This window comes from Marinobacter sp. L-80 (genome assembly GCF_056859395.1).
In genome coordinates this window covers 59,842-76,131 of the sequence record NZ_JBSXOI010000055.1, presented here as the reverse complement: position 1 = coordinate 76,131, position 16,290 = coordinate 59,842, and the positions used below count along the sequence as shown (strand labels likewise).

The 16,290-nt window shown below is 57.4% G+C and carries 11 protein-coding genes; 3 read left to right on the top strand and 8 right to left on the bottom strand.

All coding sequences use genetic code 11. The annotated features are described in order from the left end of the window. Positions 1-54: 54 nt before the first annotated feature. Positions 55-690, top strand: a complete 636-nt coding sequence (locus AC13E3_RS07115; RefSeq protein ID WP_008169253.1) for a TetR/AcrR family transcriptional regulator — start codon at positions 55-57, stop codon at positions 688-690. A gap of 22 nt (positions 691-712) precedes the next feature. Here the strand turns inward: AC13E3_RS07115 and astB are convergent, their stop codons facing one another. The 6 genes from astB to AC13E3_RS07085 form a co-directional block, all read right to left on the bottom strand. Next, entirely contained in the window at positions 713-2,053 is a 1,341-nt protein-coding gene (gene astB / locus AC13E3_RS07110) for an N-succinylarginine dihydrolase (protein ID WP_008169251.1), read from the bottom strand. A 14-nt stretch (positions 2,054-2,067) separates the two neighbouring features. After that, positions 2,068-3,543 (bottom strand): succinylglutamate-semialdehyde dehydrogenase, encoded by a 1,476-nt coding sequence (gene astD / locus AC13E3_RS07105; RefSeq protein ID WP_053113022.1) that lies wholly within the window; start codon positions 3,541-3,543, stop codon positions 2,068-2,070. Then, complete coding sequence (gene astA, locus AC13E3_RS07100) at positions 3,531-4,631, bottom strand: arginine N-succinyltransferase (protein WP_014578269.1); 1,101 nt, start codon at positions 4,629-4,631, stop codon at positions 3,531-3,533. The genes astD and astA overlap by 13 nt, the downstream gene beginning before the upstream one ends. A 61-nt stretch (positions 4,632-4,692) precedes the next feature. After that, positions 4,693-5,712: an arginine N-succinyltransferase gene (locus tag AC13E3_RS07095; protein WP_482901857.1), complete on the bottom strand. Its 1,020-nt coding sequence runs from the start codon at positions 5,710-5,712 to the stop codon at positions 4,693-4,695. Between the two features lie 9 nt (positions 5,713-5,721). Then, positions 5,722-6,936 carry an aspartate aminotransferase family protein gene (locus AC13E3_RS07090; protein WP_430415556.1) on the bottom strand — a complete coding sequence of 405 codons (1,215 nt, stop codon included), beginning with the start codon at positions 6,934-6,936 and terminating at the stop codon, positions 5,722-5,724. Between the two features lie 99 nt (positions 6,937-7,035). Next, positions 7,036-8,496 carry an exonuclease domain-containing protein gene (locus AC13E3_RS07085; protein WP_482901856.1) on the bottom strand — a complete coding sequence of 487 codons (1,461 nt, stop codon included), beginning with the start codon at positions 8,494-8,496 and terminating at the stop codon, positions 7,036-7,038. Between the two features lie 280 nt (positions 8,497-8,776). On the opposite strand from AC13E3_RS07085, the gene AC13E3_RS07080 reads away from it, so the two are divergent. Next, positions 8,777-9,586, top strand: a complete 810-nt coding sequence (locus tag AC13E3_RS07080; RefSeq protein WP_092033288.1) for a porin — start codon at positions 8,777-8,779, stop codon at positions 9,584-9,586. 244 nt (positions 9,587-9,830) lie between these two features. Here AC13E3_RS07080 and aceF read toward each other — a convergent pair whose 3' ends face one another. Together aceF and aceE are read right to left on the bottom strand one after the other, a co-directional pair. Beyond that, positions 9,831-11,495, bottom strand: coding sequence for a dihydrolipoyllysine-residue acetyltransferase (gene aceF / locus AC13E3_RS07075; protein ID WP_092033284.1), 1,665 nt, complete (start codon positions 11,493-11,495; stop codon positions 9,831-9,833). 10 nt (positions 11,496-11,505) lie between these two features. After that, positions 11,506-14,169 (bottom strand): pyruvate dehydrogenase (acetyl-transferring), homodimeric type, encoded by a 2,664-nt coding sequence (aceE, locus tag AC13E3_RS07070; protein WP_014578275.1) that lies wholly within the window; start codon positions 14,167-14,169, stop codon positions 11,506-11,508. Between the two features lie 661 nt (positions 14,170-14,830). On the opposite strand from aceE, the gene AC13E3_RS07065 reads away from it, so the two are divergent. Further along, the gene (locus AC13E3_RS07065; protein ID WP_482901855.1) at positions 14,831-16,195 is read left to right on the top strand and encodes a KamA family radical SAM protein; all 1,365 of its coding nucleotides are present in this window, start codon (positions 14,831-14,833) and stop codon (positions 16,193-16,195) included. Positions 16,196-16,290: the final 95 nt, after the last annotated feature.

The window sequence follows — 16,290 nt, the reverse complement described above, 5'->3', positions numbered from 1 at the left end:
TGATTCGATTTCAGGTATCCTATGCGTGCTGTTGCCAACTTACCGGATGATTGAATGAGCGAACCGCTGAAAACCCGTCGCGAGCGTGAGAAACAGGCCCGTTACGACACCATCCTGGACGCCGCCGAACTGGTGTTCTCGGAAAAGGGCTACGAACGCACGTCCATGGACGACATCGCCCGTACCGCCAGCCTTAGCCGGGCCTTGCTGTACGTGTACTTCAAGGACAAGGCTGCGATACAGAGGGGCATTATGCTCAGGGCTGGCCATAGCCTGTTCCGTCGATTTGAAGAGGCAAGACAGACCGCGGATAACGGGCTGAGCCAGATCCGGGCGATGGGAGAATCCTATTATCGCTTCTATCTGGAGGAACCGGATTACTTCTCGGCTTTGACCAAGGCGTCCACCGCCATGGCAGAGGCAGACGAAAGTCAGGCAGAGGAAATGTTGTGCTCCAAATCAGACCTGATGGAGCTGATGGTGGGGGCCATCGAACTGGGGCTACGGGACGGCACCATGAACCGCGACCGGATCAACGACCCCGTTCAGACCGCACTGTACCTGCGCGGGGCCCTGCACGGGGTGATCCTGCTCTGCCAGTCGGAAATGGGCGAGGGTAACCCGGCGTTTCCGGCCGAGCAGCTGATCCGGCACACCATGGATATGCTGACGTCGTCGATTTCTGCCTGACAACTCGCAGCCCGGCAGGCTGCTAGAGCTGGAAATCGTAGATGGAGCCCAGGCCCATGATCCCGGTGAGTTCGTCCAGGGCTTTGCGAACCTCCTCCAGCAACATCGGATCGCCAAGCTCGTTCTGGCTGAGTTCATCCCGGTAATGGGCTTCCACCCAGGTGGTCAGGCGCTCATAGAGTTCATCGGTGAGCAACACACCCCGGTTGATGGCTTTCAGCTCATCGTCGTTGAGCACCACCCTCAACCGCAGACAGGCCGGGCCACCGCCATTGCGCATAGACTGCTTGACGTCGAACACTTCCACCGCGGTGATCGGCCCGCCGGACTTCACCAGGCCATCCAGATAACGGCTGACCGAAGCCACTTCTCGGCACTCGCCGGGCACCGCCAGCAGCATGCCGTCGGGTGTGTTCAGCAACTGACTGTTGAACAGGTAGGAGGCCACGGCATCTTCCAGCGGCACATCGGCACTGCTGACCCGGACCGCTTCCAGCTCGGCACCGGTGAGCCGCTCCCTGATGTCCGCCAGCACCTGCGCTTCGTTAAGAAACGCCATTTCATGGTAGAAAAGCGTATTACCGTTGCCCACCGCTATCACGTCGTTGTGGAAAACGCCGCCATCAATGGCGTCCGGATTCTGTTGGGCAAACACCGCATTCTGGTCCCTGAGACCATGCAGCCGTGCCACCGCCTGGGATGCCTCAAGCGTTTGCCGTGCCGGGTATTTCTTCGGAGCCGGAGCCTGCTCGTTGAACGCCATCTGGCCATACACAAACAGTTCCACGCCGGGCTCACCGTAACCGGCACACAACCGGGTGTGGTTGGCCGCGCCCTCATCGCCAAAGTGGCTCACTGATGGCAGCGCCGGATGGTGCGCAAAATAGCTCTCGTCGGCAAAAATGGATTTCAGAGCCCGTCCGGTCACCGCATGCTCAATGGAACGGTGGAACTTGGCGCTCAGGTTGGCCGGAGTGAAATGCACGCGATGGTCAGAGGTATCGGCACTCGGCGATACCGTGGCCGCATTGGCCGTCCACATCGGCGACGCAGAAGAGACTGCCGCCAGGATCGATGGACTGGATTTGGCCGCCTGCTCGAGAACGCGAGCGTCCGGACCTTCGAACCCCAGGGCCCGAAGTGTCGGAATATGCGGCCGCTCATGGGGAGGCAGAACGCCCTGCACATAGCCCCGGTCCGCAAGGCGCTTCATTTTGGCCAGGCCCTGCAGTGCCGCCTCTTTCGGATTCGAGACGGAACTGACATTGGATTTGGAGGCTACATTGCCCCAGGACAGTCCCGCGTAATTGTGGGTGGGACCGACCAGACCATCGAAGTTTGCTTCAACCGCGTGTTTCACCATGGCACTGGGTTCCGTTAATCGAAATTGAGGCCGGGTGCCAGAGACTCTGGCATCTCACTCTTGCCGGCCTCCAGAGAAGCCATGGGCCAGGCACAGTAGTCGGCAGCGTAGTAGGCGCTCGGGCGATGATTGCCACTGGCGCCAACACCACCAAAGGGCGCCGCGCTGCTGGCGCCGGTCAGCGGCCGGTTCCAGTTCACGATACCGGCGCGCACTTCTTCCACCAGCCGTTCATAGAGTTTCCGGTCGTCCGTCAGGATGCCCGCTGACAGCCCGTAGTGAGTATCGTTCGCCAGTGCCAGTGCATCATCAAAGCTCTTGTAGCGATACACCTTCAGCAAGGGGCCAAAGAACTCTTCATCGGTCACGTCCAGACCTGTGGCATCCACGATACCAGGCGACAGCAGGCCGGTTCCGGACTTCAGGGACTTCATCTCCAGCAGGGATTTGCCGCCCTTCTCAAGCAGGCTGGCCTGGGCCGCCAGGAGTTTTTCGGCGGCCTCCGCGGAAATCACGGAGCCCATAAACGGCTGCGGATCGGCATCGAACTCGCCGACCTTGATTCGGGCGGAGACTTCCACCAGCCGGTCGATGAACGCGTCACCTTTCTTGCCCTTGGGTACCAGCAGGCGACGTGCACAGGTACAGCGCTGACCGGCCGACAGGAAGGCCGACTGCAGGGCATGGTGCACTGCACCATCCACATCAGCCACATCCTGAACGATCAGCGGGTTGTTGCCGCCCATCTCCAGGGCCAGGATTTTCTCAGGCTGGCCACCGAACTGTTTGTGCAACAGATGACCCACGGTAGAACTGCCGGTAAAGAACAGGCCGTCAATCAACGGGTGGCCGGCCAGGGATTTGCCCGTGGCAGAAGCGCCCTGGACGAGGTTGATCACTCCATCGGGAATGCCGGCCTTCTCCCAGAGTTTTACCGTCAGCTCGGCGACCCCCGGGGTCAGCTCACTCGGTTTGAACACCACCGTGTTACCGGCGAGCAAAGCCGGCACTATGTGGCCATTCGGCAAATGCCCTGGAAAGTTGTAGGGGCCGAAAACCGCAACGACCCCGTGGGGCCGGTGCCTGAGCACGGCGTGACCACCGGCAACATCGGATTCAGATGTCCCGGTACGGTCGTTGTAGGCTTTCACGGAAATGCCGATCTTGCCGATCATCGCCGCCACTTCCGTGCGGGATTCCCACAGCGGCTTGCCGGTCTCCAGGCCAATCTGGTGTGCCAGCTCTTCCTTGTGAGCCTCAAGCAGTTCACCAAAGGCTTCAACAACGGCCTGGCGTTCGGCAAAGCTCTTGCGCTGCCACTTCACAAAGGCATTGCGGGCTTCACGAACGGCCGCATCCACATCCTCCAGATTGGCGCTTTCGCCATCCCAGAGTGTTTCACCGGTCACCGGCTGGACAGATTCGAATACCGGCCCGTGGCCCGGTAGCCAGAGCCCGTCGATAAACAGTTCACCCGTCAGCTTTGCCATTTCGATGCACCTCCCGGTACTGAGCTTCTATAACTATGTTTGGTCAGCAGCCCCGAGTCTTTCAAGGGGGCCAGGCGAACCGGATCGCCAGATTCAATCTGCAAGGCTTCGGCAACTTCAGGTGGCAGGCTGACGGTATCCGGTCCGATACAATCTATCGGCACGGTAGTCACCCGGAAATCCCGGAATGAGCGGTTCGAAACCATGACCCGCTCCTCAGATGGAACGTCCAGGTTGACCGGTTTGCGAGTGACCATGGCGTGCCGGTTCATGCCTTCGCGAACCGTCCGGACATTGTGAACGAAGGCTTCAACCACGGGCCCGCCATCAAATATGTCTACCAGTCCGTTGAAGTTGAACCCCTCGGACTGAAGCATCCGGAGTGCCGGAGCGGTGTTGTCATGGACCCGGCCGATCACGGCACGTGCGGAATCCGGCAACATGGACAGGTATATCGGATACTTGGGCATCAACTCGGCAATAAACGACTTGTTGCCCAGCCCCGAGAGCATGTCCGCTTCGCTGAACTCCATGTCGAAGAATTTGGTTCCCAGCGCGTCCCACAGAGGGCTCCGGCCGTTGGCATCCGACACGCCCCGCATTTCCGCGAAGATTTTTTCCGAGAAGTGTTTGCGGAATTCATCCAGGTACATGAACCGGCAGCGGGAAAGCAGCAGGCCGCTGCCTCCGCCTTTGTACTCATCGGAGAGCAGCAGGGAGCAGATTTCGCTGGTATCGGTCATGTCGTTTGACAGATGCAGCGTTGGAGTCCGCACGTGCACACCCAGCTCTTTCGAGGCATTGACGGTGACGCTCAGACGGTAATTGTAGAAAACTTCATCCAGACCAACGCGAGCCTGGATACCGCTGATACCGACCGTTTTCTTGCGTTCGGTATCCTCCAGAGCGAAGAGATAGAGCCCTGCTTCCGGTGCAATGCGCTGGTTGAAGGTTTCACGGGCGTGATTGATCTTCTTCTGCAGCAGCTCGCGATCCGCCGGCAGGGTGGTCAGCCCTTTCCCGGCGCTTTGGGCCATGGCATACAGGTCGTCCAGATCGTTTTCCTGCAACGGGCGAATTACCAGCATGGTGTCGCCTCCGTGATCCCGGCGGGTTGATACTTAACTGCGTCCTCGGTTCCCGAATAGGTCATAGCGGCGCGATCCTTACCCGGTCACCTGCGGTCCGGTTCAGCGTATGCCAGGTCGAGACCGGCACCTTGAGTTTGTCGTCCAGTGTTTCGGCGACCGGTGTCAGGGTGCAGCGAAACTGTTCACCCTCGCCAGCGGCAATGAGACAGGTTTCGCCGGAGTCCTCGTTGGTCCCATGAAGTTCCTTCGGGTGACTGGTCACGAGGGTTTTCAGGCTGTCGGTACGAGCTTCAAGAACCGGACCGGCATCAAAAATGTCCAGATAGTTTCCGGGCTGGAACCCTTCCCGCTGGAGCAACTCAAAGTTGGGTACGGTAATCTGGTGCGGCTGCCCCATCGCCTTCTGGGCCGCTTCACTCAGCAGCGTCACATAAATGGGATTGGGCGGCATGAGCTCGGCAATGAAGGTTTTGCTGAGCTGCCCGGAGTACTGGTCCGCCGTTTCAAAATCCATATCAAAGAAATGCCGGCCAAGGCTGTCCCAAAAGGGCACGCTCCCGTCTTCGAGCTGAACGCCCTGAATTTCGACGGCCATACGCTGGGTAAACCATTCACGGTGATCAGCAATAAACAGAATCCGGGCCCGCGACAGCAACTCGAACGCATCCGTGCCCTGCAGCCCCGGGCGGATCGAGAAAGAGCACAGCAGCGATACATCGGTCAGCGAGTGGGAGGGGTACAACACCTCCACACGGCGGGACACTCCCAGTTCATGGGAGGCATGGATCAGGGCATCCCGCCGGTAACTGTAAAAAGGCTGGCCATTGCCGGCATGGGCATCGATACCGGCCGTGCCGGCGATGTCTCCGGTTTCAGTATCCTCAAGCACGAACAGGAACCTGGGAGGGTCATCCTCTGCGCTGATCCGGCCGGCAAACGACGCCAGGGACTGCTCGATCTTGTAGGCCAGGGCGTCGCCCTGTTTGGGCAGGGTTGAAGAAAGACGGGCACATTGGGTGCCCGCGATGGCGAGAATCTGGTCCAGATCATCCGGCTCAGCCGGACGTACCAGCCACATAAGATCTCCTTAGGCCGTCAGTTTTTTCACTGCCTCTTCGAAACGCTCGAGGGCTAATTCAATGTCCGGTTCCGGGATAATCAGGGATGGCGCCAGACGAATCACGTTTGCGCCGGCCACCAGAACCATCACGCCCTCTTCCAGCCCGGCGTTCAGGAAGTCCTTGGCCTTGCCCTGCCATTTCTCGGTGAGCACGCAACCGAGCAGCAGGCCGGCACCGCGCACTTCGGTGAACACGCCGTAGCGTTCGCCAATATCCATCATGCCCTTGCGGAGCTTGTCGGAACGGGCTTTCACGCCCTTGAGAATCTCCGGCTGGCTGACGGTATCCACTACCCGCTGCGCTACGGCGCAGGCCAGTGCGTTACCGCCGTAGGTACTGCCGTGAGTACCGACGCCCAGGCTGGCTGCAACCTTGGCCGTGGTCAGCATGGCTGCGACCGGAAAACCGCCGCCAAGCCCCTTGGCACTGGAGAGAATATCCGGCACCACGCCATACATCTGATAGGCGTAGAAGTGGCCACTTCGACCAACGCCGGACTGAACCTCATCAAACACCAGCAATGCGTCATTTTCGTCGCACAGATCTCGCAGCCCCTGCAGGAATGCCTGGTCGCCGGGCATAACACCGCCCTCACCCTGAATGGGCTCGACCACGATGGCACAGGTTTTCTCCTTCGAGATCAGTTTCTTCACGGATTCCAGGTCGTTGAACTCGGCATGGTGAATGCCGCCGGGTGCCGGTTCGAATCCTTCCAGGTACTTGGGTTGGCCACCGACGCTCACGGTAAACAGGGTGCGCCCGTGAAAGGAATTCTTGAACGAAATGATCTCGTTCTTCTCTTTGCCGTGATGCTCCCAGGCGTACCGACGGGCCAGCTTGAACGCCGCTTCGTTGGCCTCGGCTCCGGAGTTGGCGAAGAACACGCGCTCGGCAAAGGTGAGGTCACACAGGGTTTTCGCCAGACGCAGGGCTGGTTCGTTGGTCATCACGTTGGACAGGTGCCAGATTTTCTCTGCCTGATCGTGCAACGCGCCCACCAGCCCCGGATGGGAATGGCCCAGGCAGGTCACTGCGATGCCGCCCTGGAGATCGATAAACTCGCGGCCTTCCTGATCCCAGATCCGGGAGCCCTCTCCTCGCACCGGAATGATGGAACCGGGAGCGTAGTTGGGCACCATGACTTCATCGAACAGTTCGCGGCTGACGGGTTCTTTATTCATAAATCTCTCTCGGGAAAGCGGCTAAGCAATTAAAAATAGTAGAGTGGCCGCACCAAACAAGTAAGTAGGTATGCGGACTCTTGCACCATAATACGCCACTCACGGCATAAGAACATCCGGTTCCCCGATGGCAGGCAATTCGATCACCCGCTGCTGTTCGTGCCCGCCCTTTTTTCTGTCCATGAGGGCGCCGATCAGAAGTTTGTAGGAATCCAGGTCAAAGGTGACTGCCTGGCCGCTGAGTGAGAGATCCGCCAGCTCCTCCTCTTCATGCAGGGTGGCGACATGCATCCAGTTATAAACCACCAGGATGTCCGTGCGCCCGGACCGCCCATCCCGCTCAACGATCCCGACCGGCCCTTTCCAGGGCCAGGTTTTCAGTCGCAGGCCGTGGAAGGCAATCTGCACCCTGAGGTTATAGCGCTCGACATTCTCGAGTTCCTCACAGGCGCCCTTGCAGCGCCCCAGTGCGCGCTGGAAACAAGGACCCTCGTGCTCCGGCTCCAGGCCGAGCAGCCGGTTGCACAATTCATTCTTGGCCGCGATACCGCTCAATGCCCGCTCGGCATCCCGCTTGCTTCGGAACAACCCGAAATAGTCCCCCAACCGGTGGGGCTCGATCTCTCGAACCAGGCGCGCCTGGAGATACCCCGCCTCGTTTTTCGACAGCTCAATGCTCACCAGATTCTTGGCCGCCCGGGAGCGACGGTTGAACAGAGGCTTCAGGGTCTTGATCTGCTTGAGCTCAAGCAAGAGCGCGCCAAGCTCGCCGGCAGTTTCCGTCCACTCAACACGGCGCAGACTCTCGGACATCCTGACACCACGGGCAGAGTTATGATCGCCGGAAAAGTGCGAGGCCACCCGCTGGGCAATATTGGTGCTCTTGCCCACATATAAAAGCACATCATTTTCGCCATAAAACCGGTATACCCCAGGGCCCCGGGGCAGGTCCTGAAGCGTATCCGACGGAAGATGGGAAGGAATACTGGGCCGTTGCAGCAGCTCTCGGAGAGCCTTATCGAACGTCCCGTCGCCTTTTTCTGAACGCGCATGCTCAAAGAACGCCAGCATGGCGGACACATCGCCCATGGCCCGGTGGCGCTGAACCCGGGCAAGGCCATGGCGGGCAATCAGCGCGTCCATGTTATGCCGCCGGAATTCCGGATACAGCCGCCGGGAAAGCTTTACCGTACACAACACCTTCGCTGAGAACAGGCGCCCCAGTCTGCGGAATTCGGATTTGATAAAACCGTAATCAAAGCGGGCATTGTGAGCGACAAACACCTTGCCCTTGAGTTGCTCCTCCAGCTCATCCGCCACCTCTTCAAACAACGGGGCATCGGCGACCATTTCATTGGAAATGCCGGTAAAGTTCTCGATAAACGGGGATATCCGCGTTTCCGGATTCAGCAGCGTCTGCCACTCACCCACCACCTCGCCGGCCTGCCAGAACCGGATACCAATCTCGGTAATCCGGTCCCGGGCTGAATTACCGCCGGTGGTTTCAATATCAAGAAACGCGAAGGTGGCTGACTCAATAACTGTACTTTCGGACGTCATGGAACAACTTTACGCCTCATTGGCAACTGCAGATGTCTGTATATGAACGAAAAGCTGTTATAGACATTCGTCTAATTTCTGCATGAATTTATTTAAATTGTCACGAATTCGTAACTACCTTGTTTTTGGGTCCAACAACAAAAATGTGTAGAGACAACAACGATGCAAAGCAACAAACTGAGATTGACAAATCGACGAAGAAATTTCTAACGGCGGTCGCGCCGGTAACTTTGCCAAAATCACAAAAGGCGACGCTGACACAGCCGACGGCCATTTTGGCATGGACGCAAATACCAGCCGTGTCGGTCTTTCTGTGGTTAATCCGGAAGGGGTCAAAGTTGTTGTCGAATTCGACTTCAGCAATAGCGCCAGCCTTGATCCGCGCCTGCGCCACGCTTATGGCGAATACAACAATGTCAGAATTGGTCGGTACTGGTCCAACTGTAACTCCTGGGTCGGCAACACTGCTAACGTGGACTTCGATGGCGTTCCGGGTACTGCTGGTGCACAAGACCGTACCGAGCAAATCACCTACATGAACGGCCCGCTCTCCGTTTCACTGGAGAATGCTATCGACTACGGCGGAGTAGTAGGCGTAGCTCCGGTTCTTACACTTCAACCCGACGGAACGCAACAGCTAGAGCCAACACCGGGCCAAGATAGAGGCACCGTCGCCAGCTCTCCTGCACTGACTGCAAAGTTTGAAGATTCACAGGGTGGATTTTCTTACGCAGCAGCCGTCATGGCCAAGCAAACAGCTTACGACACAGGTTCGGCCGATGATTCAGCCATCGGTTTTGCCGGTTTCCTGGCTGGTAAAATTGCCATTACCGATATGATCTCAATCCAGGGTGCGATCAACTATGCAGATGGCGCCAATGCGTATGTATATCGCGCGGGTAGCAACTTTGCCGGAGCAGACGCAGCAACCACGACTGAGCAGAACACGTCCATGTATATCAACTATATGTGGAGCCCGGTTGATAAGGTTAGCATGGGCGTACAGTTCGAGAATCTGGAAACTGAAAGCCAAGGCGGAGCCGACGGCGACGCAAATCGTCTCATGTACGTAGCACAATACAGCTTCTAATCCTTCCGTTAGAAGTTAGTTAACTCAGCAGAAACCCCGGCTCCGGCCGGGGTTTTTGTTTGTGCGAAAAAGCGATCAGGAAAGAGCCAGAACGACAAAGGCCGGTGCGGCTTTTCAGAACTGTAGAGGGCCAGGGATGGCCCGAAACAAGCGCACAGGGATGTGCTTGTAGCGTGTTCTGAAAAGCCGCACCGGCCTTTGTCGCGCCACCCAACCCTCAGGCTGGGTGACAACTAGCTTGATATCACAACAGAAGGGTACGAATGTCCCCAAGAAGCTGACTGAGCACCGTGGTAAACCGGGCTGCATCGGCCCCATTCACCGCGCGGTGATCATAAGACAGAGACAACGGCAGCATCAGGCGGGGCTGGAACTCCTTGCCATCCCAAACCGGCTTCATCGCCGCCTTGGACACCCCAAGAATCGCCACCTCAGGCGTATTCACAATCGGCGTAAACGCGGTACCGCCAATACCACCCAGACTGGTGATGGTAAAACAGGCACCCTGCATCTCTGCCGGCTTCAACTGCTTGTCCCGGGCTTTCTGGGCAAGCTCGGCGCTCTCGGCAGCAAGCTCCCACAAGCCCTTCTTGTCCACATCCTTGATAACCGGCACCATCAGCCCGTTGGGCGTATCCACCGCAATCCCGATGTGAATGTACTTCTTGCGAACCACCTCCTTGCGCTCCATGTCCAGAGACACGTTGAACTGGGGCAGTTCTGCCAGCGCCGTGGCACAGGCCTTCAGCAGGAACGGAAGCGGCGTCATCTTAACGCCCTTCTTCTCGCCGGCTGCCTTCTGGGCCTTGCGGAAATCCTCCATATCGGTGATGTCCGCATCCTCGAACTGGGTGACGTGAGGCACGTTAAGCCAGCTGCGCTGCATGTTGTTGGCCGTGGCGAACATCATCCGCGACATGGCCTCACGCTTCACTTCACCAAACTGGCTGAAGTCTGGCAGCTTGACCCCGGGGATACCGGAGCCGGTGGCAACACCGCTACCCTGCTGAGCCTGCTTTAACTGGCTCTTCACATAGGCGTGGACATCGTCCTTGATAATCCGGCTCTTCGGGCCAGAGCCCTTGATGCGGGCCAGATCGGCACCCAGCTCACGGGCCAGCTTGCGAACAGCAGGGCCAGCATGGACCTTCGCGCCAGGCGTGGGCGGCTCATAGGTTGCACCCTGAGGTTCAGGGGCAGACTCTACTTGCTGCTTTGGCTTCTCTTCGGACTCGGGCTCCGACTTCGCTTCCTTCGCCGGTTCTTCAGACGCCGGCTCGGAGTCGTCTTCCGATTCGCCGCCCTCTTCCTGAACGGTCATCTCCAGCAGCTCATGGCCCTCGGAGAGCTTGTCACCCTCGGACACCAGGATCTTGCCCACCTTGCCCGAGTACGGCGAGGGAATCTCCATGGTGGCCTTGTCTGATTCCACGGTAACCAGCGGATCGTCAGCCTCGATGGTATCGCCTTCGGCAACATTGATTTCGATCACCGGAACATTATCGAAGCCATCCAGCGCAGGAACCTTCACGGTCTCCTTGCGTGAGCCCCCGGAAGCCTTCTTCGGCGCCGGCTTGCTCTCTTCGGATTTCTCCTGCTTCTCGGCTTCGCTCTTTTCCTCGGCTTTTCCTTCCGGCTCTTCCTCGGAATCGTCAGAGCCACCACCATCGGCACTGGCTTCCATCATCCCCACGACGTCGCCTTCCTTGACCTTGTCGCCCACCTTAACGGTGATCTTGGTGATCTTGCCGGCACCGGGCGACGGCAGCTCCACCGAGGCTTTGTCTGACTCTACGGTCAGGATCGGATCTTCTGCTTCAACCGAATCCCCTGCGCTGACGGTGATTTCGATAACCTCGACCTCATCCGCACCGCCGAGATCCGGAACCTTGATTTCCTGTTCACTCATGGCGGTCTCCTTAGCTCAGCACCGGGTTCGTTTTGTTGCGATCGATTCCGTACTTGCGCATGGCTTCGAGAACCACATCGTTCTTCACCTCACCGTCCTTGGCCAGAGCTGACAGCGCCGTGACTGTTACGTAGTAACGGTCGACTTCAAAGAAGCTGCGCAGCTTTTCCCGGGTGTCGCTGCGGCCAAAGCCGTCTGTGCCCAGGGTCAGGTAGGTTTTCGGGATGAACGCCCGGAGCTGCTCGGAGTGCAGCTTGATGTAATCGGTGGAAGAAACCACTGGCCCGGTCTGCTTCTCCAGGCACTGGGTAACATACGCCTTTTTCGGCTTGTCATCCGGGTGCAGGCGGTTCCAGCGCTCTACGTGCAAGCCTTCACGGGCGAGCTCGTTGAAGCTGGTAACACTCCACACATCGGAGGCAACACCCCAGTCGTCTTTCAGCATCTGGGCGGCAGCACGCACCTCGTTGAGGATAGCGCCCGCACCAAGCAACTGAACCCGAGGCGTCTTCTTGTTGCCCTTGGTTTCAACAGACTCGAACTTGTACATGCCCTTGATAATGCCGTCTTCGCAATCCTTGGGCATGGCAGGCTGTTCGTAGTTCTCGTTTTCGATGGTCAGGTAGTAGAAGACGTTCTGGTTATCCTCGAACATCTCCTTCATACCCTTGCGGAGCACGACCGCCATTTCATAACCATAAGCCGGATCGTAGGCTTTACAGTTCGGAATGGTGTTGGCCAGCACGTGGCTGTGGCCGTCCTGGTGCTGCAGGCCTTCGCCGTTCAGGGTGGTCCGGCCGGCGGTACCGCCGATCAGGAAACCACGGGCCTGGATGTCACCGGATGCCCACGCCAGATCGCCAACTCGCTGGAAACCGAACATGGAATAGAAGATGTAGAACGGAATCAACGGGAAGTTGTTGGTGCTGTAGGAGGTCGCTGCCGCCATCCACGCTGCCATCGAGCCGTCTTCGTTGATGCCTTCCTCGAGAATCTGGCCCTTCTTGTCTTCCCGGTAGTACATGATCTGATCACGGTCTTCCGGAACGTACTTCTGCCCCTCGGCGGTGTAGATACCGAGCTGACGGAACATACCTTCCATACCAAAGGTACGGGCTTCGTCGGGCACAATGGGTACCACGCGCTTGCCGATACGCTTGTCCTTGGTCAGGGCTGTCAGGATACGGACGAAGGCCATCGTGGTGGAGATCTTCCGGTCGCCGGAGCCTTCCAGTACCGCTTTGAAGATATCCAGATCAGGGATCTGCAGCGGCTGGCAATCCTTGCGGCGCTTGGGATAGAAACCACCCAATTCCTGCCGGCGCTTCTTCATGTAGACGATTTCCGGGCTATCCGGCGCTGGCCGGTAGTAGGGAACGTCCTTGAGCTCCTCATCCTTCAGCGGCACTGCAAAGCGGTCGCGGAACGATTTGAGCTGCTCGATATCGAGCTTCTTCAGAGAGTGGGCGGTATTCTGCGCCTCGCCGGCCTCACCAAAGCCATAGCCTTTGATGGTATGAGCCAGTATGACGGTCGGACGCCCACCGTTCTTATTGATGGCATGATGGAAGGCTGCATAGATCTTGTAAGGATCATGGCCACCCCGGTTGAGCTTGTTGATCTCCTCATCCGACAGGTCCTCAACGAGCTTGGCTGTTTCGGGGTACTTGCCGAAGAAATTCTTACGGGTATAGGCCGGGCCATTACTCTTGAAGTTCTGAAGGTCGCCGTCACAGACCTCGTCCATGACGCGCTGCATCTTCCCTTCTTTGTCCCTCTCGAACAGGGGATCCCAGTGGCGACCCCAAACGACCTTCAACACGTTCCAGCCGGCACCGCGGAAGACACCCTCAAGTTCCTGGATAATCTTGCCATTACCACGGACTGGGCCGTCCAGACGCTGAAGGTTGCAGTTAACCACAAAGATCAGGTTGCTGAGGTTTTCCCGGCCGGCCATGGAGATAGACCCCAGGGTTTCCGGCTCGTCACACTCGCCGTCACCGACAAAGCACCAGACCTTGCGATCGCCCATCTCGATGAGCTCCCGGCTGTCCAGGTACTTCATTACGTGGGCCTGATAAATGGCCTGAATCGGGCCCAGACCCATGGAAACCGTGGGGAACTGCCAGTAATCCGGCATCAACCAGGGGTGCGGGTAAGACGAAAGGCCGGTGCCATCTACCTCTTCGCGGTACTTGTCGAGATCTTTTTCATCGAACCGGCCTTCAAGATAGGAACGTGCATAGATGCCCGGAGATGAGTGCCCCTGGAAATAAACCAGATCGGATTCGCGCTTTTCGTCGCCACCATGGAAGAAGTAGTTAAAGCCAACATCGTAGAGGGTCGCAGCCGACGAGAACGAGGAGACATGGCCGCCAAGATCTCCGGGACGCTGGTTGGCGCGCATAACCATGGCCATGGCATTCCAGCGGATCAGGGAGCGAATACGGCGCTCCATGAAGAGGTCGCCGGGCATCGGCGCCTGCTGGGACACAGGAATACTGTTCCGGAATGGCGTGGTAATGGAATATGGCAGTTCGGTTCCGTCACGGCTCGCCCGTTCAGAGAGCCTCTCAAGAATGTATTTGGCCCGGTCTACGCCTTCGTTCTCGATCAGAGATTCCAGCGCGTCCAGCCATTCACTGGTTTCAATGGGATCATCGTCCTGGTACATCAAACCCTCCCCTTGGCATCAAAAAGTGCAGCGCCGCCACGATCAGCAGCCGGGCGCGTTGCGGTGTCGATAAGCTGCGATGAAATGCAGTGTTTTGTTGTGGGTATGTCAGCCTGACAGGTGTACCGGCTCCCAGTACACAGAACCTGTACAAAGCATAGAACAGCTTTCACACTTTTCCTGCCCGATCGCACCCGATTTACGGGCTTTTGGCCCCACGAATGATCGGTATGCCGATGAAGCGCGCGGATCAGCCAACCCATTTTGTCGTCTTTTTACTACATTTTTAACGCTAAATTCAATTTACACCCTATCCAAATCCATTTCAGGGGCGCTCTTTGCGGTTACTTACGGAAGAATGACCGTTTTTGGACCATCAGACAACCAGACTGCGACCAATGTCGTAGCATTCTTATCAACCGGAAAATTGATTACCACGCTAAACGATATCCTCGCCGCAATTCGCTACACATTCGCCGCCGTTAGCGATTTTTGTTGAATATTCTGAGCCTTCAACTCTTCTACCCATCTAATTTACCGGAACTTTTTAATTAGACCTGAAAATAATCCCCCGTTTATGTATACTCGCCTGCCTGATTTTTAACCACCGAAAAGTGGTCGGACCACTTTTTCCGTCATTGGCACCAACAGAGGGCGATCTATGAACTCCATCGTCACCTTTCCGAACCGGATTCCCACTACCGAGTTCGAGGAACGGCGTTTCAAGGTCTACACAGACCGCCAGCTCGACAAGATTGAAGTTATTCAGAATCTCCCTGAGGAGACGCTGTTTGAAATGAAGGTGGTAGCCAGCGTGCTACCGTTCCGGGTCAACGAATATGTGATCAATGAACTGATCAACTGGGACAAGGTTCCCAACGACCCGATCTATCAGCTTGTCTTCCCCCAGAAAGGCATGTTGAAAGAAGAGCATTACGAGCGCATGGCAACAATGCACCGGGAAGGTGCCGACAAAAAAGAGATCCAGGCGGTTGCCAAGGAAATCCGGGATGAACTGAACCCGCACCCGGCAGGCCAGATGGAAATGAACATGCCGGAGCTCGACGGTGAGGTGCTGGACGGCGTTCAGCACAAGTACCGCGAAACAGTGCTGTTTTTCCCGGCCCAGGGTCAGACCTGCCACTCCTACTGCACCTTCTGTTTTCGCTGGGCGCAGTTCGTGGGTGACAAAGACCTGAAAATGGCCAGCACCGAAGCGGAAAAGCTTCATGGCTACCTGCAGGAGCACACCGAGGTCACTGACCTGCTGGTCACCGGTGGCGACCCCATGGTGATGAAAACCAAGAACCTGGTGCAGTATCTGGAACCGCTGCTACAGCCGGAATTCGATCATATCCAGACCATTCGCATCGGCACCAAGGCCCTCACTTTCTGGCCCTACCGCTTCGTGACCGACAAGGATGCCGATGAACTGATCGACCTTTTCGCGAAACTGGTCGACGCCGGCAAGCACGTCGCCATCATGGCCCACTACAACCACTGGCAGGAAATCACCACCGAGATTGCCGAAGAGGCCATCCGCCGTATTCGCGCCACTGGTGCCGAGATCCGTGCCCAGGGCCCGCTGATCAAGCACGTCAACGACGATGCCGACGCCTGGGCCAAGCTGTGGAAGAAGGAAGTACAGCTGGGCATCATCCCCTACTACATGTTTGTAGAGCGTGACACCGGCGCCAAGAACTACTTCGAAGTGCCCCTGGTCGAGGCTTTCCACATCTATAGGGAAGCCATGAAGAAGGTCAGCGGCCTGGCCCGAACCGCCCGCGGCCCCTCCATGAGCGCCGGCCCCGGCAAGGTGGAGATCCAGGGGATTACCGAAATCAACGGCGAGAAGGTGTTTGTACTGCGCTTCCTGCAGGGCCGCAACCCCGATTGGGTTCAGCGCCCGTTCTTCGCAAAGTACAGCGAAACGGCCACCTGGTTGCATGAGCTGGAACCGGCCTTTGGAGAAGAGAAATTCTTCTTTGAAGATGAGTATGAAGAAATGAAGAAAGGTAACGGCTGAAGGCTCATACACCATATGGGTGATGCCTGGCATTTGTGGCTCTTCTAGCTTTGGTTTGTCGGAAACCGATAAAAACCAAGAATGAGGAAACACCA

Bases quoted from the DNA above. Each gene is read 5' to 3' on its own strand.
- astD (WP_053113022.1), bottom strand. From the start codon at position 3,543: ATGGCAAAGCTGACGGGTGAACTGTTTATCGACGGGCTCTGGCTACCG.
- AC13E3_RS07065 (WP_482901855.1), top strand. From the start codon at position 14,831: ATGAACTCCATCGTCACCTTTCCGAACCGGATTCCCACTACCGAGTTC.
- AC13E3_RS07115 (WP_008169253.1), top strand. From the start codon at position 55: ATGAGCGAACCGCTGAAAACCCGTCGCGAGCGTGAGAAACAGGCCCGT.
- AC13E3_RS07090 (WP_430415556.1), bottom strand. From the start codon at position 6,936: ATGAATAAAGAACCCGTCAGCCGCGAACTGTTCGATGAAGTCATGGTG.
- aceE (WP_014578275.1), bottom strand. From the start codon at position 14,169: ATGTACCAGGACGATGATCCCATTGAAACCAGTGAATGGCTGGACGCG.
- astB (WP_008169251.1), bottom strand. From the start codon at position 2,053: ATGGTGAAACACGCGGTTGAAGCAAACTTCGATGGTCTGGTCGGTCCC.
- aceF (WP_092033284.1), bottom strand. From the start codon at position 11,495: ATGAGTGAACAGGAAATCAAGGTTCCGGATCTCGGCGGTGCGGATGAG.
- AC13E3_RS07080 (WP_092033288.1), top strand. From the start codon at position 8,777: ATGGACGCAAATACCAGCCGTGTCGGTCTTTCTGTGGTTAATCCGGAA.
- AC13E3_RS07085 (WP_482901856.1), bottom strand. From the start codon at position 8,496: ATGACGTCCGAAAGTACAGTTATTGAGTCAGCCACCTTCGCGTTTCTT.
- astA (WP_014578269.1), bottom strand. From the start codon at position 4,631: ATGCTGGTAATTCGCCCGTTGCAGGAAAACGATCTGGACGACCTGTAT.
- AC13E3_RS07095 (WP_482901857.1), bottom strand. From the start codon at position 5,712: ATGTGGCTGGTACGTCCGGCTGAGCCGGATGATCTGGACCAGATTCTC.